General features: G+C 40.4%; 17 protein-coding genes and 5 pseudogenes. 11 read left to right on the top strand and 11 right to left on the bottom strand.

Features of this window, described 5'->3' with window-relative positions:
* Window positions 1-114: 114 nt before the first annotated feature.
* Both AC5JM2_RS35220 and AC5JM2_RS35215 read right to left on the bottom strand, forming a co-directional pair.
* Entirely contained in the window at window positions 115-603 is a 489-nt protein-coding gene (locus AC5JM2_RS35220; RefSeq protein ID WP_495840750.1) for a hypothetical protein, read from the bottom strand.
* Window positions 604-1,617: 1,014 nt separating this feature from the next.
* Window positions 1,618-2,103: a helix-turn-helix domain-containing protein gene (locus tag AC5JM2_RS35215; protein ID WP_495840748.1), complete on the bottom strand. Its 486-nt coding sequence runs from the start codon at window positions 2,101-2,103 to the stop codon at window positions 1,618-1,620.
* A gap of 351 nt (window positions 2,104-2,454) precedes the next feature.
* Between AC5JM2_RS35215 and AC5JM2_RS35210 the strand changes: the two genes are divergently transcribed.
* From AC5JM2_RS35210 to AC5JM2_RS35185, 6 genes and pseudogenes are all read left to right on the top strand, one after another.
* Window positions 2,455-3,444 carry a hypothetical protein gene (locus tag AC5JM2_RS35210; protein ID WP_210615571.1) on the top strand — a complete coding sequence of 330 codons (990 nt, stop codon included), beginning with the start codon at window positions 2,455-2,457 and terminating at the stop codon, window positions 3,442-3,444.
* 10 nt (window positions 3,445-3,454) lie between these two features.
* On the top strand, window positions 3,455-3,631 hold the full coding sequence (locus tag AC5JM2_RS35205) for a hypothetical protein (protein ID WP_495840745.1): 177 nt from the start codon (window positions 3,455-3,457) through the stop codon (window positions 3,629-3,631).
* 338 nt (window positions 3,632-3,969) lie between these two features.
* Complete coding sequence (locus AC5JM2_RS35200) at window positions 3,970-4,143, top strand: hypothetical protein (RefSeq protein WP_495840744.1); 174 nt, start codon at window positions 3,970-3,972, stop codon at window positions 4,141-4,143.
* Complete coding sequence (locus AC5JM2_RS35195) at window positions 4,143-5,714, top strand: helix-turn-helix domain-containing protein (protein WP_495840742.1); 1,572 nt, start codon at window positions 4,143-4,145, stop codon at window positions 5,712-5,714. The genes AC5JM2_RS35200 and AC5JM2_RS35195 overlap by 1 nt, the downstream gene beginning before the upstream one ends.
* Before the next feature lie 478 nt (window positions 5,715-6,192).
* Window positions 6,193-9,828, top strand: a complete 3,636-nt coding sequence (locus AC5JM2_RS35190; RefSeq protein WP_495840740.1) for a hypothetical protein — start codon at window positions 6,193-6,195, stop codon at window positions 9,826-9,828.
* A 197-nt stretch (window positions 9,829-10,025) separates the two neighbouring features.
* Window positions 10,026-11,080: pseudogene (locus AC5JM2_RS35185) on the top strand (IS630 family transposase).
* 40 nt (window positions 11,081-11,120) lie between these two features.
* Here AC5JM2_RS35185 and AC5JM2_RS35180 read toward each other — a convergent pair.
* Window positions 11,121-11,285 (bottom strand): annotated as a pseudogene (locus AC5JM2_RS35180) (IS5/IS1182 family transposase); the annotation flags it as partial.
* Window positions 11,286-11,520: 235 nt separating this feature from the next.
* Window positions 11,521-12,649: pseudogene (locus AC5JM2_RS35175) on the bottom strand (ISAzo13 family transposase).
* A 70-nt stretch (window positions 12,650-12,719) separates the two neighbouring features.
* Between AC5JM2_RS35175 and AC5JM2_RS35170 the strand changes: the two are divergent.
* Window positions 12,720-12,920 carry a hypothetical protein gene (locus AC5JM2_RS35170; RefSeq protein ID WP_495840739.1) on the top strand — a complete coding sequence of 67 codons (201 nt, stop codon included), beginning with the start codon at window positions 12,720-12,722 and terminating at the stop codon, window positions 12,918-12,920.
* Between the two features lie 105 nt (window positions 12,921-13,025).
* Window positions 13,026-14,148 (top strand): annotated as a pseudogene (locus AC5JM2_RS35165) (IS630 family transposase).
* 137 nt (window positions 14,149-14,285) lie between these two features.
* On the opposite strand, the gene AC5JM2_RS35160 reads toward AC5JM2_RS35165, so the two are convergent.
* Window positions 14,286-16,118 carry a serine/threonine protein kinase gene (locus AC5JM2_RS35160; protein WP_495840737.1) on the bottom strand — a complete coding sequence of 611 codons (1,833 nt, stop codon included), beginning with the start codon at window positions 16,116-16,118 and terminating at the stop codon, window positions 14,286-14,288.
* 359 nt (window positions 16,119-16,477) lie between these two features.
* Between AC5JM2_RS35160 and AC5JM2_RS35155 the strand changes: the two genes are divergently transcribed.
* Window positions 16,478-17,749: a Pvc16 family protein gene (locus AC5JM2_RS35155; RefSeq protein WP_495840735.1), complete on the top strand. Its 1,272-nt coding sequence runs from the start codon at window positions 16,478-16,480 to the stop codon at window positions 17,747-17,749.
* Window positions 17,750-17,834: 85 nt separating this feature from the next.
* Here the strand turns inward: AC5JM2_RS35155 and AC5JM2_RS35150 are convergent, their stop codons facing one another.
* A complete protein-coding gene (locus AC5JM2_RS35150) occupies window positions 17,835-18,698 on the bottom strand; it encodes an eCIS core domain-containing protein (RefSeq protein WP_495840733.1) in 864 nt (287 codons plus the stop codon).
* 356 nt (window positions 18,699-19,054) lie between these two features.
* On the opposite strand from AC5JM2_RS35150, the gene AC5JM2_RS35145 reads away from it, so the two are divergent.
* Together AC5JM2_RS35145 and AC5JM2_RS35140 are read left to right on the top strand one after the other, a co-directional pair.
* On the top strand, window positions 19,055-20,131 hold the full coding sequence (locus AC5JM2_RS35145; RefSeq protein WP_495840732.1) for a hypothetical protein: 1,077 nt from the start codon (window positions 19,055-19,057) through the stop codon (window positions 20,129-20,131).
* 221 nt (window positions 20,132-20,352) lie between these two features.
* A complete protein-coding gene (locus AC5JM2_RS35140) occupies window positions 20,353-21,759 on the top strand; it encodes a hypothetical protein (protein ID WP_495840730.1) in 1,407 nt (468 codons plus the stop codon).
* A gap of 424 nt (window positions 21,760-22,183) precedes the next feature.
* Here the strand turns inward: AC5JM2_RS35140 and AC5JM2_RS35135 are convergent.
* From AC5JM2_RS35135 to AC5JM2_RS35115, 5 genes and pseudogenes are all read right to left on the bottom strand, one after another.
* A pseudogene (locus AC5JM2_RS35135) lies at window positions 22,184-22,705 on the bottom strand (ATP-binding protein); the annotation flags it as partial.
* A gap of 81 nt (window positions 22,706-22,786) precedes the next feature.
* On the bottom strand, window positions 22,787-23,215 hold the full coding sequence (locus tag AC5JM2_RS35130) for a type II toxin-antitoxin system VapC family toxin (protein ID WP_495840728.1): 429 nt from the start codon (window positions 23,213-23,215) through the stop codon (window positions 22,787-22,789).
* Window positions 23,212-23,511: a hypothetical protein gene (locus AC5JM2_RS35125; RefSeq protein WP_495840726.1), complete on the bottom strand. Its 300-nt coding sequence runs from the start codon at window positions 23,509-23,511 to the stop codon at window positions 23,212-23,214. Before AC5JM2_RS35125 ends, AC5JM2_RS35130 begins: the two co-directional genes overlap by 4 nt.
* Window positions 23,512-23,678: 167 nt before the next feature.
* The gene (locus tag AC5JM2_RS35120) at window positions 23,679-25,697 is read right to left on the bottom strand and encodes an ATP-binding protein (RefSeq protein WP_495840724.1); all 2,019 of its coding nucleotides are present in this window, start codon (window positions 25,695-25,697) and stop codon (window positions 23,679-23,681) included.
* Between the two features lie 256 nt (window positions 25,698-25,953).
* Window positions 25,954-26,520, bottom strand: a 567-nt coding sequence (locus AC5JM2_RS35115) for a hypothetical protein (protein ID WP_495840722.1), incomplete at its 5' end; no start/stop codon positions are given.

The raw sequence follows: 26,520 nt of genomic DNA, 5'->3' as shown, positions 1-26,520 counted from the left end.
GAAGACAAGACTGCAACGCACTGCCTCCCCTGCATCCATTGCTAAAGAACTGCTGCCATAATGCGTAATCTTTAGGTGGAAAGGGAGTAAGACACTGTGGTTCGTGAAAAATCCTTAACCACCAGTTCCCCCAATAATCAAGTTTGCTAGAATATCGCCCATCGTCATTGCAATCAAAATAATCATTGGTGTCCGAGCTAAATTCTGCCAATCTTCATCCTGACGAGCTGCTTGGATGACTTTAACCAAAGAAATCCCTAAGTAAAGCAAAAACAATCCCCGCAACACGTTGAATACTAAAGTAATCGCCTCCCCAGTACCTGAAAATTGCGAAGTCATCCATGTTTCCGCATTTTTGAAAAACTGAGCATCAGCTCTTTGTGATAGGGCATCGATTATGAAAAAACTTCCGACTAAAGCAAATAAAACAGTCGCAAATTTATAGCGATGATTAAACCTTGAAATCCACTTGAATACCAGGTCTAATTCAGAACGCCATAGAAACGCACTAAAACCTAAAACACAGAAACCAAAAGTTGCAAAATTCACTAAGCTGCCATTTAATCTTATATCCAGCAACATTGCGGCTGTTGCTCCAATCATTAAGGGACTTATGCCAGTTATAAGCTTTTGCTGACGGGGTTGATAACGAAAAGACCGGCAATCATAAACTCCAAATTTTCTGTGTAAAAAGCTCCTGATTTTCATGTCTCGATCACTTAATTGTCAAAATTTGCATCTCAATTACTACTTGATAGCGAACATATTAAAAAAGCGACTATCCCTCAAGAGCAAGAAAAAAACTCGTTTCTGACTAAAGGATGATTATAAATATTTCATTAACTTCATAAAGAGAATTTTGATGACTTTAAATTTTCAAATGTAACAAAGATTACTAAATAAAATTGAAAATATATAGTCGGCAAACTTTGTTTATGTGACTACAGTAATTTTATCGGAAAATTACTGTCACAATTTACGTATATTTATTTAATATAGTGTATACATAGTAGGATAAAAAAGCGAAGTAATACATAAATTTGATATCAAACTAAAGTAAGATAAAGATAAAAAAGCTAGACCAATGGCTTACGCCAAAAGCCAAAATAGTTTGAATCATCAAACATTAGTTGTATCTACTATAAGCCAGTGCAAACGCCGATTGTCAACAACTACCTCTCAATGTCAATAAATGAGAAAGTAATCGCATTAATGCCCGCTTATTGACAAGTATGTTTCCTCTTTTCTTACTACTGGGAGAGTATAATCAGAAATGAAACCGGAAACAGTAAGTAATTAGGATGGTTACGGCACGCAGAACGGCAGTTAACACAGTCACTTTTATAGATAACTATTGCCAGCACTATTCTCAATTATTCGAGGATATGAGACATTTTGAAGCTTTAAAATTTTTACATTTGGGAATGCTGTCATAAATATCAAATAAATCTTTTTTTTGCCGTTCTGTACTAGGTTTTCGTTAATAAAGGAAATTTATATTCTAAATTTTATTCTCACTAAATTTAAGTTGAATTAAAAATACACAATTGTTTTTAACAAAACAATTCTTATATGCTTTGAAAACTTATTTATCTAATAAGTGTAACTATTATTAGCTCACGCTCGCTTAGCTAAAAACGCTACACTTATAGAAATTACCTCTGCAATATCTACTGGATCAAGTGAATAAATCTTTGCCAAAACCTCTTTTTTAATCATATCAGAAGTCAAGGTTTTGCTGATTTTTACTTTCTCTACTAGTGTTCTCTCCAAACCTTCACGGTATGCTGATAGAGAAATTTCTCCATCCAAATAAAGTTGCAGCGTTTTGCTGTCGCCACCACTTAGCTGTGCCAACTGCTGAAAGTTTTTGGAGTCAATTTCGGGAATAGTTTTACCCTTCAACCACCGATACACAGTTGAGAAATCTACACCAATAACTTCGGATAAAGTAGTTCGAGTCCAACCGTCTTTTAGTAGCTGCTCAATCAAATGAATCAGCCGCTCTTGGCGTTTCTGGATGGTAGAAGACCCAGAATCATCATTCATCAAAGTTACTTTACGGGTCATATTTGGGTGAACTACTTTAGTCTTTAATTCCATTGTGTCTTAACCTTCGCCAAAAGATCCGGTTAGGGTCTGACGTTGTGGAGTTTAATAATTGGCCATATGGTACTACTTTATAACCAAAACTCTTACATTTACAAGGGTTTTAGGAACTTTTCACAAGATGTTTTACTATATATATCTATAATTTTATGTTATTTAAGTAACGAAATTAAATAATTAAGAAATTTTAAGCATTGATGTCATCGGCATTGCATTGTGCAAGGCTTAATATTGCATGGTGCAAATCTTGTTGGTGTGTACAAAAGCATCAGTCAAGCATGGAACATTTAGGTAACTTTCATAGGACAAAAGACTTTTAACCTTGTCTAGGGAGAAAACATATCAATGTCATTCTCTGACTCTACTGTTGATTTAGATACACTTAACCCTACTCTCACTCACGATATTGAGCAAGTAGAGTTAAATAGAGACTGTAAGCAAAACAAGGCTAATGGTCAAAACCTGTCGAGTATAGAAAATACGCTCAGCGAGGCTGAGGCACAAGAACTAAGGAGGTTGGAAGCCACAGTTGAACGTTGTTTAAAAGCTTTTTGGCAGATAGGACAAGCCCTAAGAGAGATTCGAGATAAACGTCTGTATCGAGAATACTACAGTACTTTTGAGGAATATTGTATGACTCGCTGGGAGATGTCTCGGCGTTCGGCTTATCAGTTGATTTCGGCAGCCTCGGTTTATGAAAATGTGCGCCATGGCGCACAAATTCTTCCGGCCAATGAGCGCCAAGCTCGTCCTCTGGTTGCACTCCCTCCCGAACAACAACGAGAAGCATGGGCGAAAGCGGTTTCTACAGCTCCAAGTGGCAAAGTCACAGCTGTTCACATTACCCAAGTTGCTAAAGAGTATCAGCAAGGGAGTGTAGCAACCAAATTCAGGAAGAAGAAAACTCCTGACAAACAACAATCAACTAACAACTCTATACAGTCAGTTGCCCGCAGCTGCTGGAACTGCACTCATTGCAGCCGAGAGTTTGTTGATGATCCCCAAAGCTTTTATTGCTACCAGTTGGGGAAATTAAGCTTTATCGAAAAGGACGGTAATCAACGGGGGCAAAGCTGCGAATTCTGGACTTATCGAGGGGAAGAGTCAGATGAAATCAAAAAGGCTCGGCCACCATTACAAGAAACCTTTACCTTAACTCTACAACTGCCTGCATACTTACAACCATTGATACAAGACGCTGCCAAAGAGTCTGGTTTGGTTGCAGTAGACTGGGCGGCAAAGCTTTTGCAAGAGGCGGTTTCCAAAAGGAATGCATCTAAAAATACGCAGATTCATCAGGATTTTATCGATATTTCAGTGTCAGAAGTTGCCTGAGAAGAGGTAAATGCTGACGAAAGAACTATTGCTTGAGAAAGGCGATCGCCATGCATGGCGACTCCAGAGGAGCATCACAAGCACGTCTTCGCTTGCTGTAGTGCAAACCAGAAATTGTTGCCGTAGATCCTTAAATACCCGAAAGCTAGCTTCTGGTAGAGTAACGGCTTCGGTACCCGTAGGGTAAGCTTAGCGGCTTCCCTAGACGTGCAGAGTGCAGCTTCTAGAAGAATCAGGTATTGGGACTTAAACATTTTTGAGGACAAAACAAGCCTCAAACTCATGCAGAACAAGGAAAATACACTAAATACTCAAAAAGCCCTGGAACCGAGATATATCAACAAACCAAGCTAAATGATGTCAAAGTCTTTTGGGATAGGCATTTGAGGCTATTTTATCTGTATTTTTTGTCTAAGTCCTGGTATTCGATTAGTGTTACACAAACTAAGTAATTACCGTCATGTGACGGCACAAACTTTGGTGTCTGCTTTTTTTTTGACAAATCACTTTATTTTGGCTTCGTCTATGAGCAAACAACTAGAAATTTCTAAATACAACTCAAACAATTTACAACCGTTGGCATTAACAGCAGTCTGGCTCAATGCTTCAGATAATGCCCAAAAAATTATTATCCCGACATTCACCCTTCACCACAACACTAAGTCGCATATTCCGCGTCATGGGAGAGAGCAACCCTGATGTCGGTCAAACAGAATAGAATAGAGTATGCTAACCCGCAATCACCAGTCTATCAACAGGTAATTTCCGGGTTAGAAATATCGCAAACAGCAAAAACTTACAAGCGTCTTAGGAAACCGAAAAACCTTCCTTTCACAAAACCACCGCTGTTTACAAGCAAAAACTACGAGATGACGGCAACATGCGCACCAATTGTCAGTGCTACTCAAGCATACCTTAAGCATCCAGACTGGAGTGAGTACAGTAATGGCAGCCTTTACTTCCAAAAATCATTTGGGAAGGGTCGTTATATTGAGTTTTACATACTTCACAAACAAGAGCATCAACCACAATACATCTCAGACAGCGCCGAACATCAAATCCTTGAGCAATATGGTGTGATGGCAGCAAGACTCCATGCTGTGTTCGCCACATATGCAGCTCAGCAAACAGAACCTTGGAAGCAACCATTCGTTCTGCGAGGTTCGGAACTCACAAAAACACTAAAAGTATACAAAAGTAAAAAACTAACAAAATCGCAAAAACTGAAAGCTATAGCAGACTTAGCTCTCGTTGTTGGGACTCTCGGTGCTGTCATCCACTGGTACGAAGGAGAGTTAAACCTTTGCATCAAAGAACGCTGCCTGCTTTGGATGGTGAGTGTACAAGAATATAGTCAGCCAAATTTATTCGAGGAAGAAGATGAACTTTGCGAAGTTATCATCCGGGTACAACCAGGTCTTTGGACTTATAACTTCCTTAATTCCCAAGGTGAACAGTCCAAAACTGCTCTGTATCAGTACGGGTTTATGCCCAAGCAAATTTTCGATCTACATCCACGTCAGCATAAACTCGCTACTAGCTTAGCATTGTACATAATTCAGAATAGTCGCGCTCACAAGAATGGCATTTACACAGTTCATAGCCTATTGAGTAAAGTTTTGCCGTCTTCTCAAATAGAACAGGCAGTCAATGATTATCGTTATGGCTGGAGACTGAAAGAAAATCTAGAAGAGGCATTACTAGTTTTAAAAGATAAAGTTGGTATCAAAATAGAGTTTGATGATGAAAGTTACCCACTGTGGCTCAGACCTTTGTGGGCAATGCCAGATGAACTGAGTAGTTTGTCTGCGAAAGAACGAAATCAGGCGCTTGTTGGAACTAAGAGGCTGCCAGATAACTACATTCAACACATTTTGTTACCTGCAAAGTTGATTTTGAAAGTGCCAGTTCAAATCCAAAGGCATTTGAGTAAATTTGAGACTCGGAAAAACCGAACTGCTAAAAAAACTTCTCAACGCCAAACAAAAAATCACGATGCACGCACCACAGTCAGCACCCCTGAAGTGGTGAAAACACATTCCCAAGCAGAGGCTACGCCACAAATCGTTGAATTAACTCAAACAAGCGAACTTACTGGGGCTATTTTAAAGCAAATTAGAACTGCTAAGTGTATGAGTCAAAGGGAGATTGCTGGTGCTATAGGGATGAGTCAGAGTTGGGTGCGAGATATTGAAAATGAGGGCAAAGACCAGCCAATTCCGCAGAAGTACGTTGTGAAGTTGAAGGAAGTCTTGGGTAGCGTCATCTAACTTTCCTGAGAAATTTCGGAAGCCATTGCACTCTCAAGTGTTAGCCCAATTTTTGCTGCTTTGTACTCAACCCTCCTTACTCACCTCAAATTACCTCCTCGTGTGATAGATAGCCCCCTAATGTGAGTGTTATTTTGTTTGAAACCCTTATATAGCAAAACTTTGAAATGAGTACTCAACCCGCTAAAATTAACGCCCCCTCATGTGATAGCCCCCTAATATGAGTGTTATTTTGTTTGAAACCCTTATATAGCAAAACTTTGAAATGAGTACTCAACCCACTAAAATTAACGCCCCCTCATGTGATAGTTACTTTTTTGAAATGCTTATATAACAAGAGTTTTGGCTAAAAGTACTCATCTGATCTATATATATAGAGGAGTACTCAATTAGCAAAAAAAGGCAAAATGGTATTTTACAGACGCACGTAAATCTAATGCATGGGAGATTCAAACTCCCACTTAAGTAAATTGCGTCTATGAAACGTCAATACACTAGCAAACGTAATCCCTGTCCCATCTGCGCTAACAATCACGGCTGCGCCATTAGAGACGACAACTTAATTGAGTGCCTGCGGAGTTTCAATCAACAAGACGCACCAGCTGGCTATCGCTTCCTGGCGCTGCTGCGTAACGACATGGGCGGTTTGTTTGTAAAGGACGACGACAGCGGCAGTAACCACCAACAAGAAAAACCTCTGTACTCGCAACAGCAGCGCCATTCTATTAATATTCAAAAACATTTGAGCGTAGAAAAATGCGCAGACATGGAGGGGCTTATCGCCCAGCGACATCGCCAATTTCAGTTACTGTTACAAAAAACCGTAACAACTGTGAGTACTCAACACTCCTCACACCTCCAGCAAAGAAGACAGCTCAGTACTGAAGAAATTAACTGGTTAAAAGTATTAGGTTGGCTAAGAACCTGGGAACCAGGTTTGTATGCCCCAATTGGGATAACCGCTGACCTCCCCGGTATATCTCCTGATAGTAAACTATTAGGAACAGAGGGGATAACTATAGCAGCTCTTGACCCCGATTTTCACATCACTGGCTTTCAAATTGCCACTTTACGTACTAGCCCCAAATACATCTGGCTAAGTGGTAACAACCAAGGAGGAACTGGACCACAATTACCAAATGGAGAACTACCGCTATTTTGCTGGAAACACCCCGATGCCAAAAAGGTGAAAATAGTAATTCTCTGCGAAGGAGCACTCAAATCACTACTAACAGCTGTTTTCTTATGGCGTTCTGGGCAAACTGATATCACTGTCATCGGTACAGCAAGTGCTGCTCACTACGGTGAGAAAACCCTTCAAGATTACCTGAAACGATTACGTCCCAAAGAAATTCGGCTTATGCCCGATGCAGGGACACTACTCAATCCCCATATTGCTAAAGCATCGGAGCAAACCCTACAACGCTGCTGTAAATGGAAATATAAGTTGAGTGTGGGTGATTGGGGACAACTAGAAACCAAAGAACACTTGGACATCGACGAATTACTAGCTGCTGGTCGTCAAAATGAAATTAAACTGATTACCAGTGCTGCTTACTTTAACCATTGCCATATCCATAACCAAATCAGGAAGCTACTCAAACAAAGTTCGTTCCATCAAGTAGAGGACAAGGTAATTGAGTTACAGCCGGTGGAACACTCCATAGACAACCTGGATTTCATTCGCCAGTATGCCACAGGTATTGAGTACTGTCGCAAAGGTGGACATCAGGTAGTCGTAGTTTGGAACAATACAACCATCACACCAGAAGATTTCTTTGCTCTGTGTTCAGAAAAAGTTCAAAAAGCTCTTGCTGACATAGATTTTGAGTGGGGAATGCTCTACAAACTTAAGCTTTGGTTCGGGCGGATGGTAGAACGTTATCGACCGAAAAACGGTTTTGGTAACTCATATTCTGCACAACGAACCGCTGACAAAACTGTGGACGAAGGAGTTACTCTCCATACAATTGAGTACAAACCAGGAAAGTTACCCAGATGGGGTGATTTTAAACATCCACCCAGAATTGTCTTTAAGAAAGGTCAACGCTTACAAGTTTACTCTGAAGCGATCGCTGCTGGATGGAAACATATTTTAGACAAAAGTCCCACTGGAACATTCAAAAGCCATGATGTAGGAATTGCTACTCCAGACGCTTTAGGAGTTGACAAACTATGGTATTTTACAAATCATGCAAGAAACATTACCACAGATACTGTCGAGCACAATTATAAATATTTGGATGTTCGCAATTGCGGGATGGTGTGGGACTCTACACCCAACGGAAAACAATATCTCAGATGGCCCAAAAATAAAGAAATTCCTGACACAACTGGTAACTGCCATCGCAGTTCTGTGTTTACAGCCTTACAGAACAAGAATATCTCAATTTATTCAGGTGTAGACAATCCTGTTTGCAGTACATGCCATTTACTCGAAGCTTGTCGTTCGAGTGCGGGTGGTGGGTTTGGATATCGGTTTTTACGACGAGAGACTTTAAAGTACGACCGTATCCGCGCACATCCTGATAGTGCTCCTGATGCCAGTAGCTTTGACTGGTCAAGTTGTGGTATCATCTGGGACGAAGCAATGCGGACAGTGCAACCAGTTAGTGCGATCGCTGCCAGCGTTAAAGACCTAGACCAGGTCATAGCACAATTAACTGTTCACTATCCCGAAATTAATATAAAGTTACAGTCAGTGTGGATGGTACTACGGCAGTGCCTGACAGGAGAAATTAAACAACCTCACTATGGCTGGAATGATGCTGCAGTTCGGGAGATGCTTGGTGAACCACCAGACAATTTGGGTGAAATCATTGCTGTAGCAATGAAGGTTTTACATCCCGACTTGGAATCACTTTTTAATACAACCAAGGAGTATTCGGTAAACCTCAGTGATTTGCCTGGGATATTGCGAAAACGTTTTAACAATAAAACCTTTGAACTGATACAGAAAATTCAACAAAACTTCCCTTTGTGTTGGTTTATACCATTTATGCAAGTATGGGCTCAACGAATTCCTGGTGCTTTGCGCCTTTATCAAGGTCAGTTGCTCATTTCAACTCGTAATGAAAGACACCCATTAATAGCATCAGCTGCTGCATGGAACATTTATTTGGATGCAACAGCTGATGCTGAGTATTTATCTTGGTGGATGAATATTTCAGCCGAAGAAATTTTAACAATTGAACAAGAAGTACCAGTTAGCAGTAATCTCAAGATAGTTCAAGTCACAGGACTAGGACAAGTTTCTAAAAATCGCAGTTCATATTGCCAAAGCAGAGTCAATGCACTTCGCCAGGAGTTGCTAGTACGTCACCCGAATATAAAATTCATTGATTTTGTGAAGTTTTGTGAAGAAGGTGACGGTGGATGGTTCAGAGATAGTCGAGGGTCGAATGATTTTCAACAGGTGACTACCTTAGTCACCTTTGGTATTCCCTACCAAAATATCGGCTGTTTAGAAGCGCTTTATCTAACCTTATGTAAAAAAAATCTCATTTCCAAAGAAATTTGTGATTCGTCAGAGTTTCATTGCTTTGTAAATTGGGCAACACAGGCTGAGATTAAGCAGGGTATAGGACGTTTACGAGCGCACAATCGAACCCAAGAACAACTTTGCTTCTACTTTTGTGCTGACTATGACCTTAGCTTTCTAGAGCAGGAAGTAGAGTGTGTTAATGCTGCTGATATGACTATTGAAGCAGGTTCATTAGATGAAAAATCTTGGTGGAAAATCAAGGAGTCTGTTAAAGAGCTTTGGGAGATGCGACAAAAAGTTACTCAATCAACGGTTTCGGCTGTTTCTGGTATTAGCCAGGGCTACATCTCTAAGTTAGCGAGTGAATTTGGTGGGAGTTGGAAACAGTGGCTAAAAATATTCCTATCGTTATTAGAGACTGATAATAGCGATAGGAATAATTTGGAATCTGAGTTATGTAGTTTAAGGGAAGAAGTCCCAAAGGTTGGATGTGATGTTATATCGTTCTTGACGAATGCCAAATCTCATGTTGCTTTATTGTCAGAGATATGTAGCTGGTATAAGAATTTAGATAAGCAGTATTGGAAATCCAGTAAAAATATTTTAAAGAGTGTGAAGACTATGACATAACACATCCAAGTCATTTTCAATTATTAGCAATAAGAAGGAAATACTGCCGCCAGCACATGAGTTGAATCAGTGCGCTGTTTTCCTTTGTATTTTATAATACCTTTTTCTTGAAACTGCTTTAAGTAGAACGAGGTGAAAAAACCAAACTGTGTAAAGATAAGTAAATACGTACAATGGTCTACCAAGGTAACAGGGATATGGGCAGCCGTTTAAGGGTATTTCTGACTTTTGAGCAAGATAAAACTTTGTTCAATCTGAGAACGGCAGATGTACCCCAGAAAGTAAAAGACCGAGCAGAAGTAGTCAGGTTGAGCGCACATGGTTGGTACGTGGAGAAGATAGCCGCTCACTTTAACTGGACAGCCCAAACAGTAAGAGAAGTTTTGCATAGATGGAAAAAGCTAGGGGTGGAGGGGCTGTGGTCTAAACCAGGGCGAGGAGGAAAACCAAGGTGGACGGAAGCTGACATGGTGTTCTTGGAAGAATGTTTGGAAAAAGAACCACGCACATATAACAGCGTTCAGTTAGCCCAAAAATTAGAAAAAGAACGCTCAGTAAAGTTAAGTCCTGACTGGCTAAGGCAGGTACTAAAAAAAAGGGATTATCTGGAAGCGAACAATGAAATTGCCACAAGGGAAAACAAGATCTGCTAGTACAGCAACTCAAACAGGCAGACCTAGAAATGCTGAAATTGTCTGCGGCGGCTGGGGAAATAGACTTAAAGTATTTGGATGAATCAGGATTTTGCGCACAGGGAGAACCGAGTTACAGTTACTACTTTCTCGCTGTGCAAAAACGCTTGGAGCAGAGTCAACGCCGGGGACGAAGGTTGAGCATTATTGGTTTTCTTCAGCCTCTAATTAGCTTTGTGTACGGACTGGTGATTGGCGGTGTTTCACGCAAAACTTATATCCAGATGATGGAGCAGGAAGCCGCAATTGCCCAAAAAACAGGACGCATCAGAGTCATCGTCCAGGACAACGGGCCGATACATCGGTGTAAAGAAGTTCAGCAATTATGGTCAAAGTGGGAAGACATGGGTTTGTACATCTTTTTTCTACCCAAATATTGCTCAGAGATGAACCCGATTGAATTGGAATGGCAACACCTGAAAAAAGATCAACTAGCTTCTAAAAGTTTTGACGACGAGTTAGATCTTGCCTATGCCGTCATTGATGGAGTTCAAACAAGAGGAGAAAAAGGAAATTACAGTACACACCGTGTAAGATTTCACTCTAATTCTTCTGCTTAATTTTTTGTTACATACTTATAAAATTTCACCACGACTTACTTAATAAAATATCCAGTAATTTTTGTTCAACACCCCCCGCTATTAGTCGCCCTTTAAATTCGCATAGCACGCTAAAATCAAAGCCGGGGTCGGTTAGTTCTAGAGAAAGTGGGTACTTCCAATCAATTCGACCGCGCACTGCATCTGCTGCTTGCCTGTCAGTCATGTCGTTATCTCACTTCAGGGACTTCCAAAAAATAAATTAATCAACAAAAACTAAGAAGCCAAGTATAGAAAATAATGAGAATTATTTTTAGGGGGAGGAGAAAGGGGTTGCCAACCCCTTTCTCCTCCTTAAATATTCATGAAAAGCTTTGCACTCTTTAATAAATGTAAGGTGCATGGTAATAATTAATATTGATAATTAAAGAGTCAAAATATTCTAGTAATGATGATTTAAATTAGGTGCTTCCACAACAGATATCAACAAACCACTTACCTAAATTGGGAAACTTTTCATGTGTAGAATTAGTGAGACGGGCTACTTGTTTTTCAATAGCAGACATAGCTTGATTGGTAAGCTTAACTCCAGTTTCATAAGTTTGAGTTACTAATTTAACTACAGGATGCTTTCCTTTCCATGTCATATTTTGAGCAAATTTTAAAGCTGTCTCTACTTCATCCAAAATACTACCATTCCAATATTTCTCTAGTATCCCCCATGTTCTCTCAATTGGGTTATATTTACTGTGATAGGGTGGATAGTAGGCTAAAGTATATTAAGTTGGTTAGATTGAGCGAATTCCACTATACGCTTCATGAACTGGGTACGTCTAGAATTATTCTCTCCTCCATTATCTTGATTAAGAATAAGTGTTTTTATATCTGAAAATCGCCAACTTTCACTTTCCCAAAAATCCTCCAATATATCAACAATAAAATCACTCGTTACCTGAGACTCTGTAAAGTATAAAAATAGTTCATCTAACTCTGGAAGAAATATCCCATAAGGAGTTACAGTTGTTTTTAGGTTATAATCATGGTCTTCAGTCTCGGTAAAAGCTCTATTTCTGCCCCCTCTATCAAAAGACCCAATGTTCACACGAGCTTTGGCATCAAGGCTAAGACGTAAAATGCTTTTATCATCTAAAGCTGATTGATTAACTACCGCTAGTTGCTCAAAGATTGCTAAGTTTGCTGGAATTTTTTTTGAGGAAGAACTTTTGCTACTCGTTTGAGTCGATAACCTAAATAATTCAATTTAACGCGAATTGTTTCTTCGGTCGGTAACTGTTCATCACTATAATCGAACTTCTCAATTAATAGCTTTCTCACTTGACTTGCAGTTAGTCGCGTATACAGCCTTTGACTTTTAAAGCTTGGATCGGTTTGGCTTTGTGAATCAACCAATTTCTTGATATCCTCTAAAAGGGTTGGTAAGTGTTCTTCTGCTTTCCAGCGCCCTTTTAGAGAATAATTATCTACACAAGTAATCCCAGTTGTTAGTTCTTTGATTCCTTTACGGATAGTATTTCTATCCCACCCCAATTCTTTTTGAGCCAGCAGTTGGCCTCCGTAACCTAATTCCATCACGACTTGTGCTTGAAACCGCCGTCGTGCTGCTCCTTTGAGTTGGCTTGCTGTTTCGTTAAACAATTTTTTGGCTGAATCAGTTAATTCTATCAACACTCGCAACACCCAAAAATTCCGTTCCAAATTGAATTTACTACAAAAAGGAGAAGTAGAAGCAGCCGACCGCTGCTTCTACTTCTCCAGCCTAACAATGATTATCATTCTTGCAGTTGGTGATTTTATTGCTTGGAAGTTCCTCGGGCTACGGCTTTCCGGCTATTTGCAGTAAATCAGTGTTTGTTTGCAAATAATGTGGTTTGGTTGCAGCGATTGTGGTTTCATATCATGTTCGCATAATCGCTTATGATAAAATTAAGAAATGCAACTATGAAATATGCCAAAACGGATAAGTATAACCACACATTTAAAGATTTCTGAGTTAGAACAACTCTACCGTCAAGCGAAAACCGGGGTAGAAAGTCGTAAAGCTCGCCGGGGGAAGCTTCCCCCGGCAGACTTTACGTCAATATCAAGTTATATGGTTATTAGCACAAGGGAAAAAAACGGAAGAAATTGAGGAACTCACAGGCTATAGCAGAACATGGATATACGCACTGGTAAAAAGGTATAACGAATTTGGCGTTGAAGGATTAGGCGATTGCCTACGGCAGAGCTACGCTTAACGCCGTTGTGAAAATCAAGGAGCAACTCCCTTAATAGATGACATTCACCAAGCACAGCTATGGCAAGCTTTGCAGTCAAACGCCCCAGATGGGGGATTCTGGAATGGGCGAAAAGTTGCGGATTGGTTGAGTGAAGTCATTGGGAAAAAGATTAGTAGATACAGGGGATGGGAGATATTACGACAGATGACTTTTAGGCTACGAGTACCTCGCCCATCTCACATAGAAAGTGACCATTTTGAGCAAGAAGCTTGGAAAAAAAACTAGCCGAAGAAGTTACTCAAAGCGGCTTACCCAGAAGCGGAAGTTGAACGAGGCGTGCGAAGATGAACATCGTTTAGGACTCAAGCCAATAAAACGACTACGTCTATGTTCCTGAAGGCGAAACACCAATTGCCAATGTTAACTGGAGATACAAGTGGTTATGGTTGTATGCATTTGTACATCCCCAAACTGGAGAAACTTATTGGTGGATTCTTCCTTATGTAAATACAGAACTTTTTAATCAGGTTTTAGCAGATTTTGCTCGTGAATTCAGTTTAGGTGCGAACAAACACATTCTTTTAGCTGTTGACCAAGCTGGATGGCATACCAGTAAAGAACTAGAACTTCCGTCCGGGCTGCATTTGACATTTTTGCCCTCCCATTCACCCGAGTTACAACTCTTCAGTTAGATTGTGGACTTTGGTAAACGAACCAATCGCTAATCGAACATTTGAGACACTTGATGATTTGGAGGAAATTTTATTTCATCGGTGTCAATCTTTACTTCAGCAGCAAGATTTGATTCAAGGGTTAACAGGCTTTCATTGGTGGATTCAAATTGGAGCTTAATCGTAAGTGATTTACCGAACATGATATCATTTGCAGATAATGTGGTTTTGAGACCCCTCTTATTTGCAGTTAATGTGGTTTCAATTTTGACTTGTTTGCAGTTTCATCTCCCGATGTTTGCAGTTCGCTACACCTACTTAACTGCTCAGATTTACCTTCAATATAATAGATGTCGGTGTCCTTTTATCATTATTGCTAATTCTACTAAAAATAAAGTAAAAAATAATACCTAATATTATTACGCTCGCTAAAGTAATACCTGCAATCAGCAAGGTGTTGAGAGATTTTTTTTGAGGTGTTGCTTGATCTTTTTTTGGCTGAAAGATTGTTTGTTTTGGTATCTGCTGTTGCCCTTGATTAGAAACAGGTCGTTGTTGATATATTGTACTTTCAGGTGTATTCTGGGGTATATTTGTCGAATGCTGACTATTAGTAGCACGAGGTTGCTGTTGCATAATCGTGTTATCGACAACCTGTTGTCCACTAGGATTGGTATCGGGTCGCGGTTGAAATAAGGTTTTATCTGGTGGTTGTCTGTCACCGCTACTAGCACGCGGTTGAAAAATAGTACCTTCGGGTGTCGGCTGTGGAGTATTAGAAGGTCGGACTTGGGCAATAGTACCTTCGGGTGCCTGGTGTGGGGTATTAGAAGGTCGGATCTGGGCAATAGTACCTTCGGGTGTCGGCTGTGGAGTATTAGAAGGTCGCATCTGTGCAATAGTACCTTCGGGTGCCTGCTGTGGAGGTGGATTAGATACAGGTTGGTGCGGTGGTGGTTGCAATGGTTTGTTAATTGTTTCCTCATTGGAACCGGGTTGAGGTGTTTGTAATAACGGCGGTTGCAATGGTTTATTAATTGTTATATCTTGAGAACCTGGTTGAGGTTTGTTTTGCGGTGATGATTGTGGTGTTCTATCAACTGTCTCATCGTTTGATGCTTGAATTGGTTTGGCAGCAGTTTCGCCATCCGAACTACCAGGCAGTTGCTGTGATACTGGTTGAACAATTGTTGTATTTTTAATAGTAATTTTCGTTACGGGTTTAATAGCCGCTTCCAATGCTTGACCGAGTTCTTGCACTGATTGAAAGCGGTTGATTGGATTTTTTTGCAGACATTTAATCACCACAGCTTCTAATTCTGAAGGTAATTGCTCACACCCTGGTTGTTCGCTTAATGGTCTAGGTGGTTCGTAGCTATGAGCCAGTAACCATGAAGATTCACTGATATTATTACCTTGAATGCTTAACCCAAAAGGGTCTGCGGTACTAAGCATTTCATAAAGAATGATTCCCAAACTGTAAATATCAGCAGTTACATCTATATTTTTTTGGTTCTGAATTTGTTCGGGTGACGAATAGCGAAGCGTGCCAATAAAAGTTTTAGTGATATTTGTTAACTCGGAAGACTCATTGTAAATTTTAGCAATCCCAAAATCTAAAATCTTTACCAACTCACCAAAATCTGTAGGAACTAAAAAAATATTATCTGGTTTCAAGTCGCGATGAATAACCTTGATGCGCTCTGTGGTCTTACCATTGCGTTGCATGACTACCCCTCGGTGGGCAAGCTGCAAACCCTTGCACACCTGTGTCATAATTGTTACCACACGTTCCGGTGGTAATTGTCTTTCGCGCATCAGCAGTTGACGTAGTGTTTGCCCCTGCAGGTACTCCATGACATAAAATGGATAACCTTCTGTAGTCACACCACAGTCGCTAATTTCGATGATATGGTCGCTTTGTAGGGCAGCACAAATTGCAATTTCCCGCTCAAAGCGTTTTCTCATTTCGCCAGATGCAACCAATTTGTCTTTAAGCAGTTTAAGGGCTACATCTTTACCAACCCGCGTATCTGTGGCAAGGAAGACTTCTCCCATACCACCTCCACCTAACCGTTTCTCTAAACGATAACGCTGGTTATCACCAATCAAGCGATTTATCCAAGAATTATTTGATGGTGGTGAGTTCATTGAGGGAAACCCATCCTGTCTTTTAATAAAGTTTTTTGATCAACCTAAATGTATTAACATAGTTAGATAATTAATAAACTATACTAATAATAATTTAGAATTTAGTTAATACGATACTAATATATTCTATATAGATTTGACATTATACTATCGTCTAAATCACAAAATGTGTCCAAAATGCGTGGCCAATCTACAATTATTCTTAAAATAAGTCTATTTTTGTAAGAAAAATTAAACTGAATGCCGAGAAACCCGGTTTCTTTAAGAAACCGGGTTTCTGATAGCTAGCATTTGGAACTCAAATAGGATTGCTATAGTCTCAGGTATGATGAATTGGGGGATTGCCATGAGGAAGCAGGATGAGTAATGCGCTCTCTATAGCCACCGTCACAGCAGTGATAAAAAACCTGCTGGAAAATGGTTTAGTAAGTGACGCGATCGCAGCGAGTGTTGGTGATGTACTTGTAACGGCGTTGCCACCAGATAAAATTCAAGTGGGAACTGACGAGCGTGCGCAAATCAACCTTTTTTTATATCACGTCACGCAAAATCGTAACGTAGATTGGATATCTCAAGAATACCGCAGTCCTTATAGCACCAGCAACACATACTCGACCAATCCACCCTTAGCTCTTGACCTACACTATGTATTAACGGCTTACGGTCCCAAAGATTTTCAAGCGGAGATTTTACTGGGGTATGCAATGCAAATGTTGCATAAATTACCTACTATTACATCTGAAACTATAGAAAATGCTTTGAAAAATGCAGCCGAGACAAGTACGTCTGGTGTATTTTCACAAGCTATTACAGGTTTGTCTGTATCTAATCTAGCTCTTAAAGTTGGGCAAATCAAAGTTAGTCCAGCATTCTTGAATATGGAAGAAACTTCCAGAATTTGGTCTGCCCTGCAAACGAATTATCGCCCTTCGGCTACTTATCAGGTGTCAATGGTTCTGATAGAGAGTGATAGTACCGATAAATCAGAGGTTCTTAACTTGGTGTTATCAGAACCAAGTATCGAACAAATAACAACGCCTTCTTCACAAGCAGGAGCTAATATTACTGTAGGCAGTACACTATTAATTCGGGGTAAGCGACTGCGCGGTGATATTACCAAAGTTCGACTGAGTAATATAGATAAATTATTTACACCTTTTGATGTTCAAGATACACAAGTAAGTCTACAAGTACCTCCATTACGCGCAGGTGTGCACACTGTACAAATTATACATGAAACGATGAGAAGTACAGAGCAACATAATCTCGTCGAATCAAATGTTATGGCATTTGTGCTACATCCAAAAATTACCGTAGAGACACGTACAGTACAGTCTCTACAGAGTAATAATGGGGATTTACGCTCAATAGACATCAGCGTTAAATTTAGTCCAAAAGTTGGTAAAGACCAAAGAGTTATATTACAACTAAATCGAATATCAAATAATGAGGCGATCGCGTACTCTTTATTAGCACCAGCACAAACAGAAGATACTGACACTATCACAGTACCTCTTAAAAACATCAAACCAGGAGAGTACTTAGTGCGGGTAAAGGTAGATGGAGCAGAGAGTGCACTATCCAAAAACCCAAGCGGGGAATATGACTCACCAAGAATCACAATTAAATAATAGACATCGACCGAATTTAAACGTGTAGAGACGTTCCATGGAACGTCTCTACATTATTTTTCACGCACCAAAAACAAATTTGTAATTACATCATTTCTTCCTGTTGGCCACCACCGCCACCACCCATAAAGCTATCTGCAACACCACCTAACATACTGCCAGCCATTCCTCCAAGCGGACCAAGCATTCCGCCAAGCGCTCCACCGAGACCTGACATCATACCTCCACCACCTTGTTGACCACCGCCACCGCCCATCATTCCTCCTAAGGCGCTTAACCCACCCATTAACAAGGGTAAGAAACACTGAACGGGTTCGGTGCTATTTTGGATTGGCGGGATAGTTTTGAAGCTGCTAGTTGCGCCAGGAACTTGTACCTGCTCACCCTTGGCAGCTCTTGCTCCAATTTGGTCAGCTTCTGTTTCTAAACTGGGGTCAGCATTGATAGGGGCACCTTTACTTTGGTGTGGTACAGCGACTCTTCCGGCTCTTTGTTGTACGACATGCGTAAGTTCATGTCCTAACAAAGCTTGCCCTGAAGAACTTTGCGGGTTATATTGTCCAGGGGCAAAGTGAACATTATTGCCTTGAGTAAAAGCTAAAGCACCCATTGATTTGGCTTGAGGGCTGTCTGTATGGATACTGACATCGCCAAAACTTGTTCCAAAAGAATTTTCCATCTTTGACTTAACTGGTGCAGGCATCGAACCACGAGCACCAGAGGATGAATTTTGATTAGTTTGGTTTTGTTTTGAAGGTTGAGCAGATTCTGACTTCATTTGGGTGATACTGTGACCAAAACGTTTTGCCTGTTTTAGTTGAGTATTTAAGTCTGAGTGCTGAGCATCTGACTTACTTTGCACGGCAAACCCACGACCTTCAAATTGATTATCTGAGGTTGCAGTGTCTGTTGAGGTAGACTTTTTCTGAAGAAGTTTTTGAGTATTCATTGTTGATTATAGGTATAATATTGAACAATAAATATATTAATCGGAGCGACCTGCTTACATAAGCGATAAATTGCTTACTACCAAGTATCCAAAACTAGTGAGATGAAATTCTAAATTATAATTGAATTGCAATACCCGAAATTATAGCTCAATTGATTTGCTGAAAATCCTGCAAAAGATTAGACTTAAGTCTAATCTTTTGTGTTGACTTACTTAATAATGGTTTTAAGATAGAAGAAATAGAGTATTAATGATTAAAGCTTAGTCAAAGTATCTGTATATATAGCCGAGTGTACCAGCGCAAGGAAAGAAATAAGAAAAAAACGCTGCATTCCCTAACTAATCTTAATTCGGGAATGCTTCAAGGTCGCCCGTTTATTATGCAATTAAAGACGACTTCCCAGCAACCAGACTTAAAAACATCTTTAAGTCAGGCAGAACGTTACGGTCATCACCTTGATGCAATTCAGTGTGCAGGTCTTACTACGATGGCGCCAATACAAATGCTCTCGGTGGAAGAGGAGGAAGAAAAGCTAACGTCGGGTATAAATTTAGAATTAAGCAAGTTGAATGAGAATAATTCTGTACCTAACTTATCACAGGTTGCTAAAAACCCCTCTCCAAACCTCTCCCCTCATAGAGAAAAGGCTTTAAATTCTCCCCCCTCTCTTGAAAGAAAGGGGGCTAAGGGGTTAGGTTTTACTCCCTCGTTTCCACATGACGGGAAAAGTCATAATTCAGAATTAAAACAGGTTTTGGGTGTTGCTAGTTCGTTAAAAAGCTTTAATAAAAAACATCAAAAAGATCCAAAGATTGAGACTGAACCAAAAGAACACTTTAATGAAGAAATGAAAAGTGCAACGGAAACTTCCCAATCAAAAGATAAAGAGAAAAAGCAAAATTTGGATGAGCATTTAACATCACCTGCAAAAAGTAAGATTTCGGACAATCAAGCAAAAGAAGAATCATCGCAATCTCAAGACCCCGAAGTTAGTAGATTGTTAAATAAACCAACTCAGAGTAATTTAGCAGGTTCGGGTGGTGGTATCCAACAGAACAATCAAGAGAAACAGTTTGTTGCTCCTCCTTCTACTTACAATGAAAATAAAAGCGCTCCAAGTCCGAAAGTGGGAACGCACGGTCAATCTTTAGCAAAGAGAGAAGCGATGGATATGTTGGGTAATAACAAAAGATTTGCCACTACCCAGCGTGCGGTTAAAATTCCTGTAAGCGAAACAGATAAATCTGAAAGTAGCAAAGGAGAAGATAGTAAGCAGCAAGTCAAATTAAAAGATGCAGCAGAGCTAGTTCGTGACCAAGTAGTTAACGAAGATAGACAAGTGAAGGAATACCTTCGAGGAAGGCTGAATTTAGACCCGGCAATAGTTGCTAAACAGGGTGGTGAACAATTGATTTTGCAAAAAATGCAATGATAAATTTAGATTTACGACAACGACTGCAAAGTCGGTAAACTGAGAATATGTAATTATTTTATTTTAAATATATGCAAAATAAACTTCTGACTCAAAGGAAAGATACGCAGGAGAAAGTCGAAAATATTATCTGCTTAAAGGGTAAAGATTTTAGCAATGCCTGAAGAGATTTCGAGTGAAACTAGGTAAAAAAACATAGGAAAAATGGATAGGAGTTCGCGATGAAAAGCCAGATGCACGCCCGCAACAAGACAACAAGGGAACAGACACCCGATACCACGGCAAAAGCAAAGCCGATGTACCAGTCGCGCCCGTTTGTTGTGCAGTCGGAATCGGCTCTCAAGTCACAGCCGCCAGATTTGAAGGCATCGTTGAAGGAAGCAGAGCGCTACGGTCATCACTTAAGTAAAAAGCAGTTTCCTACGGACGAAAAGGGCAAAAGCGCAGAAAACGAAGTGGATGCAGCCAAAAAACTCGGTAAAGAGAGAAATTTTGCGTCGGATGCGGGAAACCTTGGCAGGATGACACCGATTCAAAAGGCAGAGAATGGAGAGGAAAGGGACCCGGCAGTTTTACGGCAGAAGTATGCAGGGAGGTGGCAAGAAACAGGTCAACCATGGGACAAAGCGCAAAGCCATATCATAGACAAACATGGAGATGCGAGACACATAGATGCGAATAGGCAGGTCGCGGAATATATGAGAGGAACGCATAGGGCAGCGGAGCGGATGGAGTTGCCCCCTCAGGGGCAGAAAAACTCCAAAGGATATACGGATACACCAATCCGCAACAATAGGGAGATTTTGGCTGCAGGAGCCCGCCAAGTGAAAAATCAGAGTGGAAACGTGGAGAAAATGCAATTGTTAGACCAGGAAAACAAAAAGGTAGGAAAGGTCTATAGTTCACCATATAGTAATAATACACGCAGTGAAAATGCAGCCAGGAGCCCAAAAGGGCAGACACCTTTTTCGAGTATAATAGCTCACGGCGGACCAAATAAGAGTGATTACAGCAAAAAGGCTGATAATAATATATACGGGAACGCGCACTATAACAGCACAGACTCTAGCGCAAGGAACAAGCGAGCTGCTGTAAGTGTATCGGAAATGACCAGGGGGATGGGGGCAGGTGCAGGTCAGATAATGGCAGAAGAGAGCGGATATTTATTTGACTCAAATACCACCCGAGATGGAGCATATGGAAATAAAGATACGGCGGGCCGGATGCCAGCCGCATATAAAGGGTCACAAAAAGACATCATCACAACTGAGACAGCAGCACTCCAAAACGATGATGAGAAAATGATGGAGACGAGATTAGGAAAACAGTTAAACTATCAATTAGATTACGAGAGGAGACAAAGACATAAGCCATTAGAGAGGAGTGCGAGCGAACCGTTGCCAGCCACCCGGGCACAGCAAAGAGAGGAAACGAACGCAGCGTTGAAGAGGACTGGTTTTAATGAACAGGATGTTCGTCGAGCGGGATTAGAGCCAGGGAAAAACGACTTTGAAACAGCGGTCACGGGTAATTTAAGAAAAGAAGAGCTTAGTTTACCACAGGAAATCCAAGAAATTACAGACTTTAAAAAATTTTTTAAACAGAAAAAAGAAAGAGAGAAAAAATAAAGTTTGAAGAGAAAAAATAAAGCTTGAGCCACCAGTCGGGATGAGGCAGAAAATGGTGTAGAAACTGACGCTACCGTTGTAAACATGGAAGAGGAAGATAGGCGAAATTGCGGACTATACCAAGGACGCGATCAAAAAGAAAAATTGTGAGGAACATGTCGGAGCGATAAAAAGGAGATGGTGGGAAACTTGAGAGAAGAAACTAGAACTCGGTAGGAAGAAAAGGCACGAGTGAGGGGAGGTCGGAGCGAATAGCGCCCATACAAAGGGGTATATTGGGACGAAGAGTGGAAAAAAAGCGACAAACCAAAGCTCGTGAACAAACGGGAATGTGAGAGCTTGCAAATCGTGTAGTGCGATCGCCAAACTTGTATGGAGAGGAAAAAAAGTAACGCACATAGCCAACAGAAAAATAGATGTACGCTGAACTTTTTAAGTTAGTTGTTAATACAGAAAATCTTCGATAACTTTCCATACGCTGTAGTAAATAGTTTACCTCGACATTGGCGTGGCGCTCATGAGAATCTTTTACTTGACTACGTTTACCAAACAAAACATCTACCTCATCAAATAATAGTACTACACCTCCTAACTCTGCCGCATCAAATACCCTACCAAGATTTTTCTCTATTTCCCCAATATACTTACTAACTACTGCACTTAAATCAATCCGGTATAAATCTAATTGCAATTTTCGCGCGAGTACTTCAGCAGCCATTGTTTTACCAGTACCACTAAGACCAGCAAACAAAGCGCTTATCTCCAATCCTCGCTTGCTTTTACCTCCAAAACCCCAGCGCTCATAAACCTTTGCTCGTTGTTTAACTTGTACAGCAACATCTCTAAGAACTTGTATCTGAGATTCTGGCAATACTAAATCGGACCAGTTCGCTGCACAATCAATTCACTGTGCTAAATCATCTAATTTCGGACGAGCTTGCGTGCGGTACTGTTGTAGTATTCATTACCAAAAGTAAGTATCTTTATTTATAGCTAACGAAGAAACTAAATTACTTAAAATTAACTTTCACTCTTCCCAATTTTCTATCTTGAGGTTTGGAATTTGGGAAAAGTCTTTGTAATTGCGTGTGACTATCGTTGCGTCAAGAGCCAGAGCTATGGACGCAATACGTAAATCTTTTTCAATTTTCTTTTTTGCTAGAGCCTTGGAGTTTTGCCGTAAAACTTGATAGCAGTTTTCGGCATCTAGGTCAAAGTTTAAAACGGTTATCACCTTGAAAAACTCTGTAGTTTCCCACAGCTTGGTGTAAAGGTAAATAAGCTTTGGCGCTTGTGCAGGGTCATTTAATCTCCCAACCCAGGCATTAAATAGCTCTTGCACGGTAATTACGGTGATTGCTACATCATTAGAATATTTTGCAACAGAGGCAATTATTGGCTTATTTCCAGCTAGAAACAATGAGGCATGGTCAGTATCGAGAATCCAGAAGCTCATATATCGCTGTCTTGTTCGCGTTCTGCTCTTATTTCTTTGATGATTTCCATAAAATCTGGATCATCTTTAAAAATTCCAGCAAATTTCATCAAAGGGTGATCTGAGGTAGATGCTTGTACAGGCACCGGAATCTTAATAATTTCCGCTTTTGCTAGACGCTTCTGTAATAGCTGCTGAACTTTCTCAACTGCGCCCTGTTTAGTTTCATCTGTAGTTTGGCAATTAGGAATTTCTAGGACAGTAGCTACAGTAGAGCCATCGGCTGTACTTTCTAATAAAATGTTCCAATTATCCACAGTATTCACCTTTAGTAATGTTTTATTTGCATTTTCAGTTTATTTTAATTATATTTGGATTTTCATAAGAACTAGGTTGGGCAGATGCTGAGGGATTTTACCTGTGGATTCGGGAGAGTACTCTTGCATCAGGGACTTGCAAATAAAAAAATACCCAAACTAGAAGCTCAAACCCAACCTTTAACCTCAGTATCAGTAAGCGATCGCTCTAATTTGATATACTCGCTCTTAGCTGCCTGCAACATATAATACATTGTCACTGCCTCGTTAGCATCTGCTGCTAAAAATGCAGCATTCAATGCAATACTGCGAATATTACCTCCTGCGACATTCAATTGTCCCAACTTTTGATAATCTAAACCTTCAGTTGGTGTAGACTTTGGAAAAATCCGCCGCCAAATTTCTGCCCTTTGAGTCGAATCTGGGAAAGGAAACTGGGTAATAAAGCGAATACGACGAAGAAATGCTTGGTCTAATGAACTTTTTAAATTAGTTGTTAATACAGAAAGCCCTCGATAACTTTCCATACGCTGTAGTAAATAGCTTACCTCGACATTGGCGTGACGGTCATGAGAATCTTTAACTTCACTACGTTTACCAAATAAAGCATCGGCTTCATCAAATAGTAATACTACACCTCCCAACTCAGCTGCATCGAATACTCTACCGAGGTTTTTCTCTGTCTCCCCAATATACTTACTTACTACTGCACTTAAATCAATTCTATATAAATCTAATCGTAACTCCCGTGCGAGTACTTCTGCTGCCATTGTCTTACCTGTACCACTGACACCAGCAAACAATGCGCTAATCCCCAATCCTCGCTTGCTTTTGCCTCCAAAACCCCAGCGATCGTATACTTTTGCTCGTTGCTTAACCTGCATGGCAACATCTCTAAGAACTTGTATCTGAGATTCTGGCAATACCAAATCTTCCCAATTCGCCGCACAATCAATTCGCTGTGCTAAATCATCTAATTTCGGACGAGCTTGCGCACGGCAAGTATCCCAGAGAAGATAGTTAAAATCTGTTGTGGGTTCTATATTTTCTGCAACTTCTGACTCTTGCTGACGCCACTGAACGCTAGCTTGAGAACAAGCCGCTTGAATCACCGGAACACTGAGATTGAATTGAGATACTAAGTTATCGACTTGAACATTAATAGATTCAGACGTGCCATCCAATGCTTGTTCCCAAATAGTGTACTGCTCCTTTGTTGTCGGACGTTCGATGTCAAAAACTAGTAATGGTCTTAATCGCGATCGCTTGCGTTCGGTAGTAGTAAGAATTACCGGAGAACGCATCCACTCGCATAAATACGTAATCGTTCCTTCTTTTCCGGTATCTGCACCTTCCAAGTCATCGCAGTCAATTAACAGCGCACAATTAGCTAGTGACACTTCCCGCTCCCAAAGTAATTTAAATTGTTTGAGGTCACTGGGAGTTGTTGGCAAAGCATGAGCAGCAATTGCATATAAGTTTAATTCCAAATAGTGACAAGCTAGAGCTGCAATTGGACGTTTACTAGCTACCTCATTTCCACATAACTGTAATATTGGCAGCTTGAGAAAATCATGAATCTCTACCCACCAAGCAGCTACCATTTTTTCCGAGATTTGTGAGTGAGAGGGAACTAAATCAGAAGGCGCCCCTACAGGTTCGACTATTCCCAACAAACGGTCATCTAAATGCTGTACACCCATTAAATAATGCAGTATCCGTTCATCAATCCGCAAAGGGCTACTCATCAACTCACTTCCAGAACCCACTTCGATTAACTTCCACCTGCGTAATGAACCAGCCGGAGTAAAGGCGCCCCAGTGCATACCTTCCAATACCGTCATCGCCAAACCAAAAGTCGGATAAGTACGCTGTGCATTTCCACAAGCAGCAGCGCAAAGTATTGGAAAACTCGCATCAAGTTCTACACCAGCACATAACAGCAGTAAATTTCGTTCAAAATCACTTAAACCAAAAGTCGCACAAAGTCTATCTAACGCAGACGGTTCAGCGGATGTAATCGAATCTATTAAATCTTTCGCTACTGGACTTTCCCCATGTGTAATATCCTCCTCCAGCAAACTTGGATCAGCGTGGTTCAGCAAAGTCTCCCTAAGCTGGCTTAAGGCGATCGTCATATACGCATGATTATCAACGTTCTGATTGCTGGTAGTCGTTGCGCTCATCGTTATATATCAAGCATTTAAGTATCAAAAAATACTATTTCCAAATTATAAATTGTTGTAGAGACTTTGACATGTAACGTCTACGTAAGCGTGAAATTAATTACACATACCACTAGTTTTGATGGATTATTGTACTGTGCTTTAAGATAAGCATAAGAGAAAATACATTCCAGACTTATTCGACTTTCGTCTATAATTGTCATTTTGATGCGATTTCGCTACTAAGGATTCCAGATACAGTTAAGTACAAACGCTCTTAAAAGTGGTATCCAATTCCTAACACTAACCCAACATCTGTTTGATCGAAGAAGCCAACATTTAATCCAGCAGTTGCAGTAAATTCACGTGATAATGGTACATCTACACCACCGGTGAGAAGAAATCCGACGGAATCACCTCCACTTGTAGAAATTGCTGCTCCCCCTCCAATATAAGGAACTGCTATTATTTTGGATTCTCCAAGTTCTGTGAATGATTCCACTGGAAAGTCAATTGTTACAGGTAGAAGAAATACAGCTTTGTCACTGACCGCAACAGCAGGTCGAAAAGAGAAGTTTTTTGTTAAACCAATTTTACCGAAGACAGTAAAGGCATTTTCACCTAAAGCAGTATCTCCACTCAATCCAAAATTACCACCTATCCCAACATAGTTAGGTATTAACTGATATTGAGTTTGTTGCTGTGTAGGCGGAGTTATTTGTTGCTGTGTAGGCGGAGTTATTTGTTGTTGTGTAGGCGGAGTTATTTGTTGTTGTGTAGGCGGAGTTATTTGTTGTTGTGTAGGCGGAGTTATTTGTTGTTGTGTAGGCGGAGTTATTTGTTG

This window comes from Brasilonema angustatum (genome assembly GCF_059505445.1).
The sequence above is the reverse complement of the archived record's forward strand: the minus strand, read 5'-3'. Positions and strand labels throughout refer to the sequence as shown.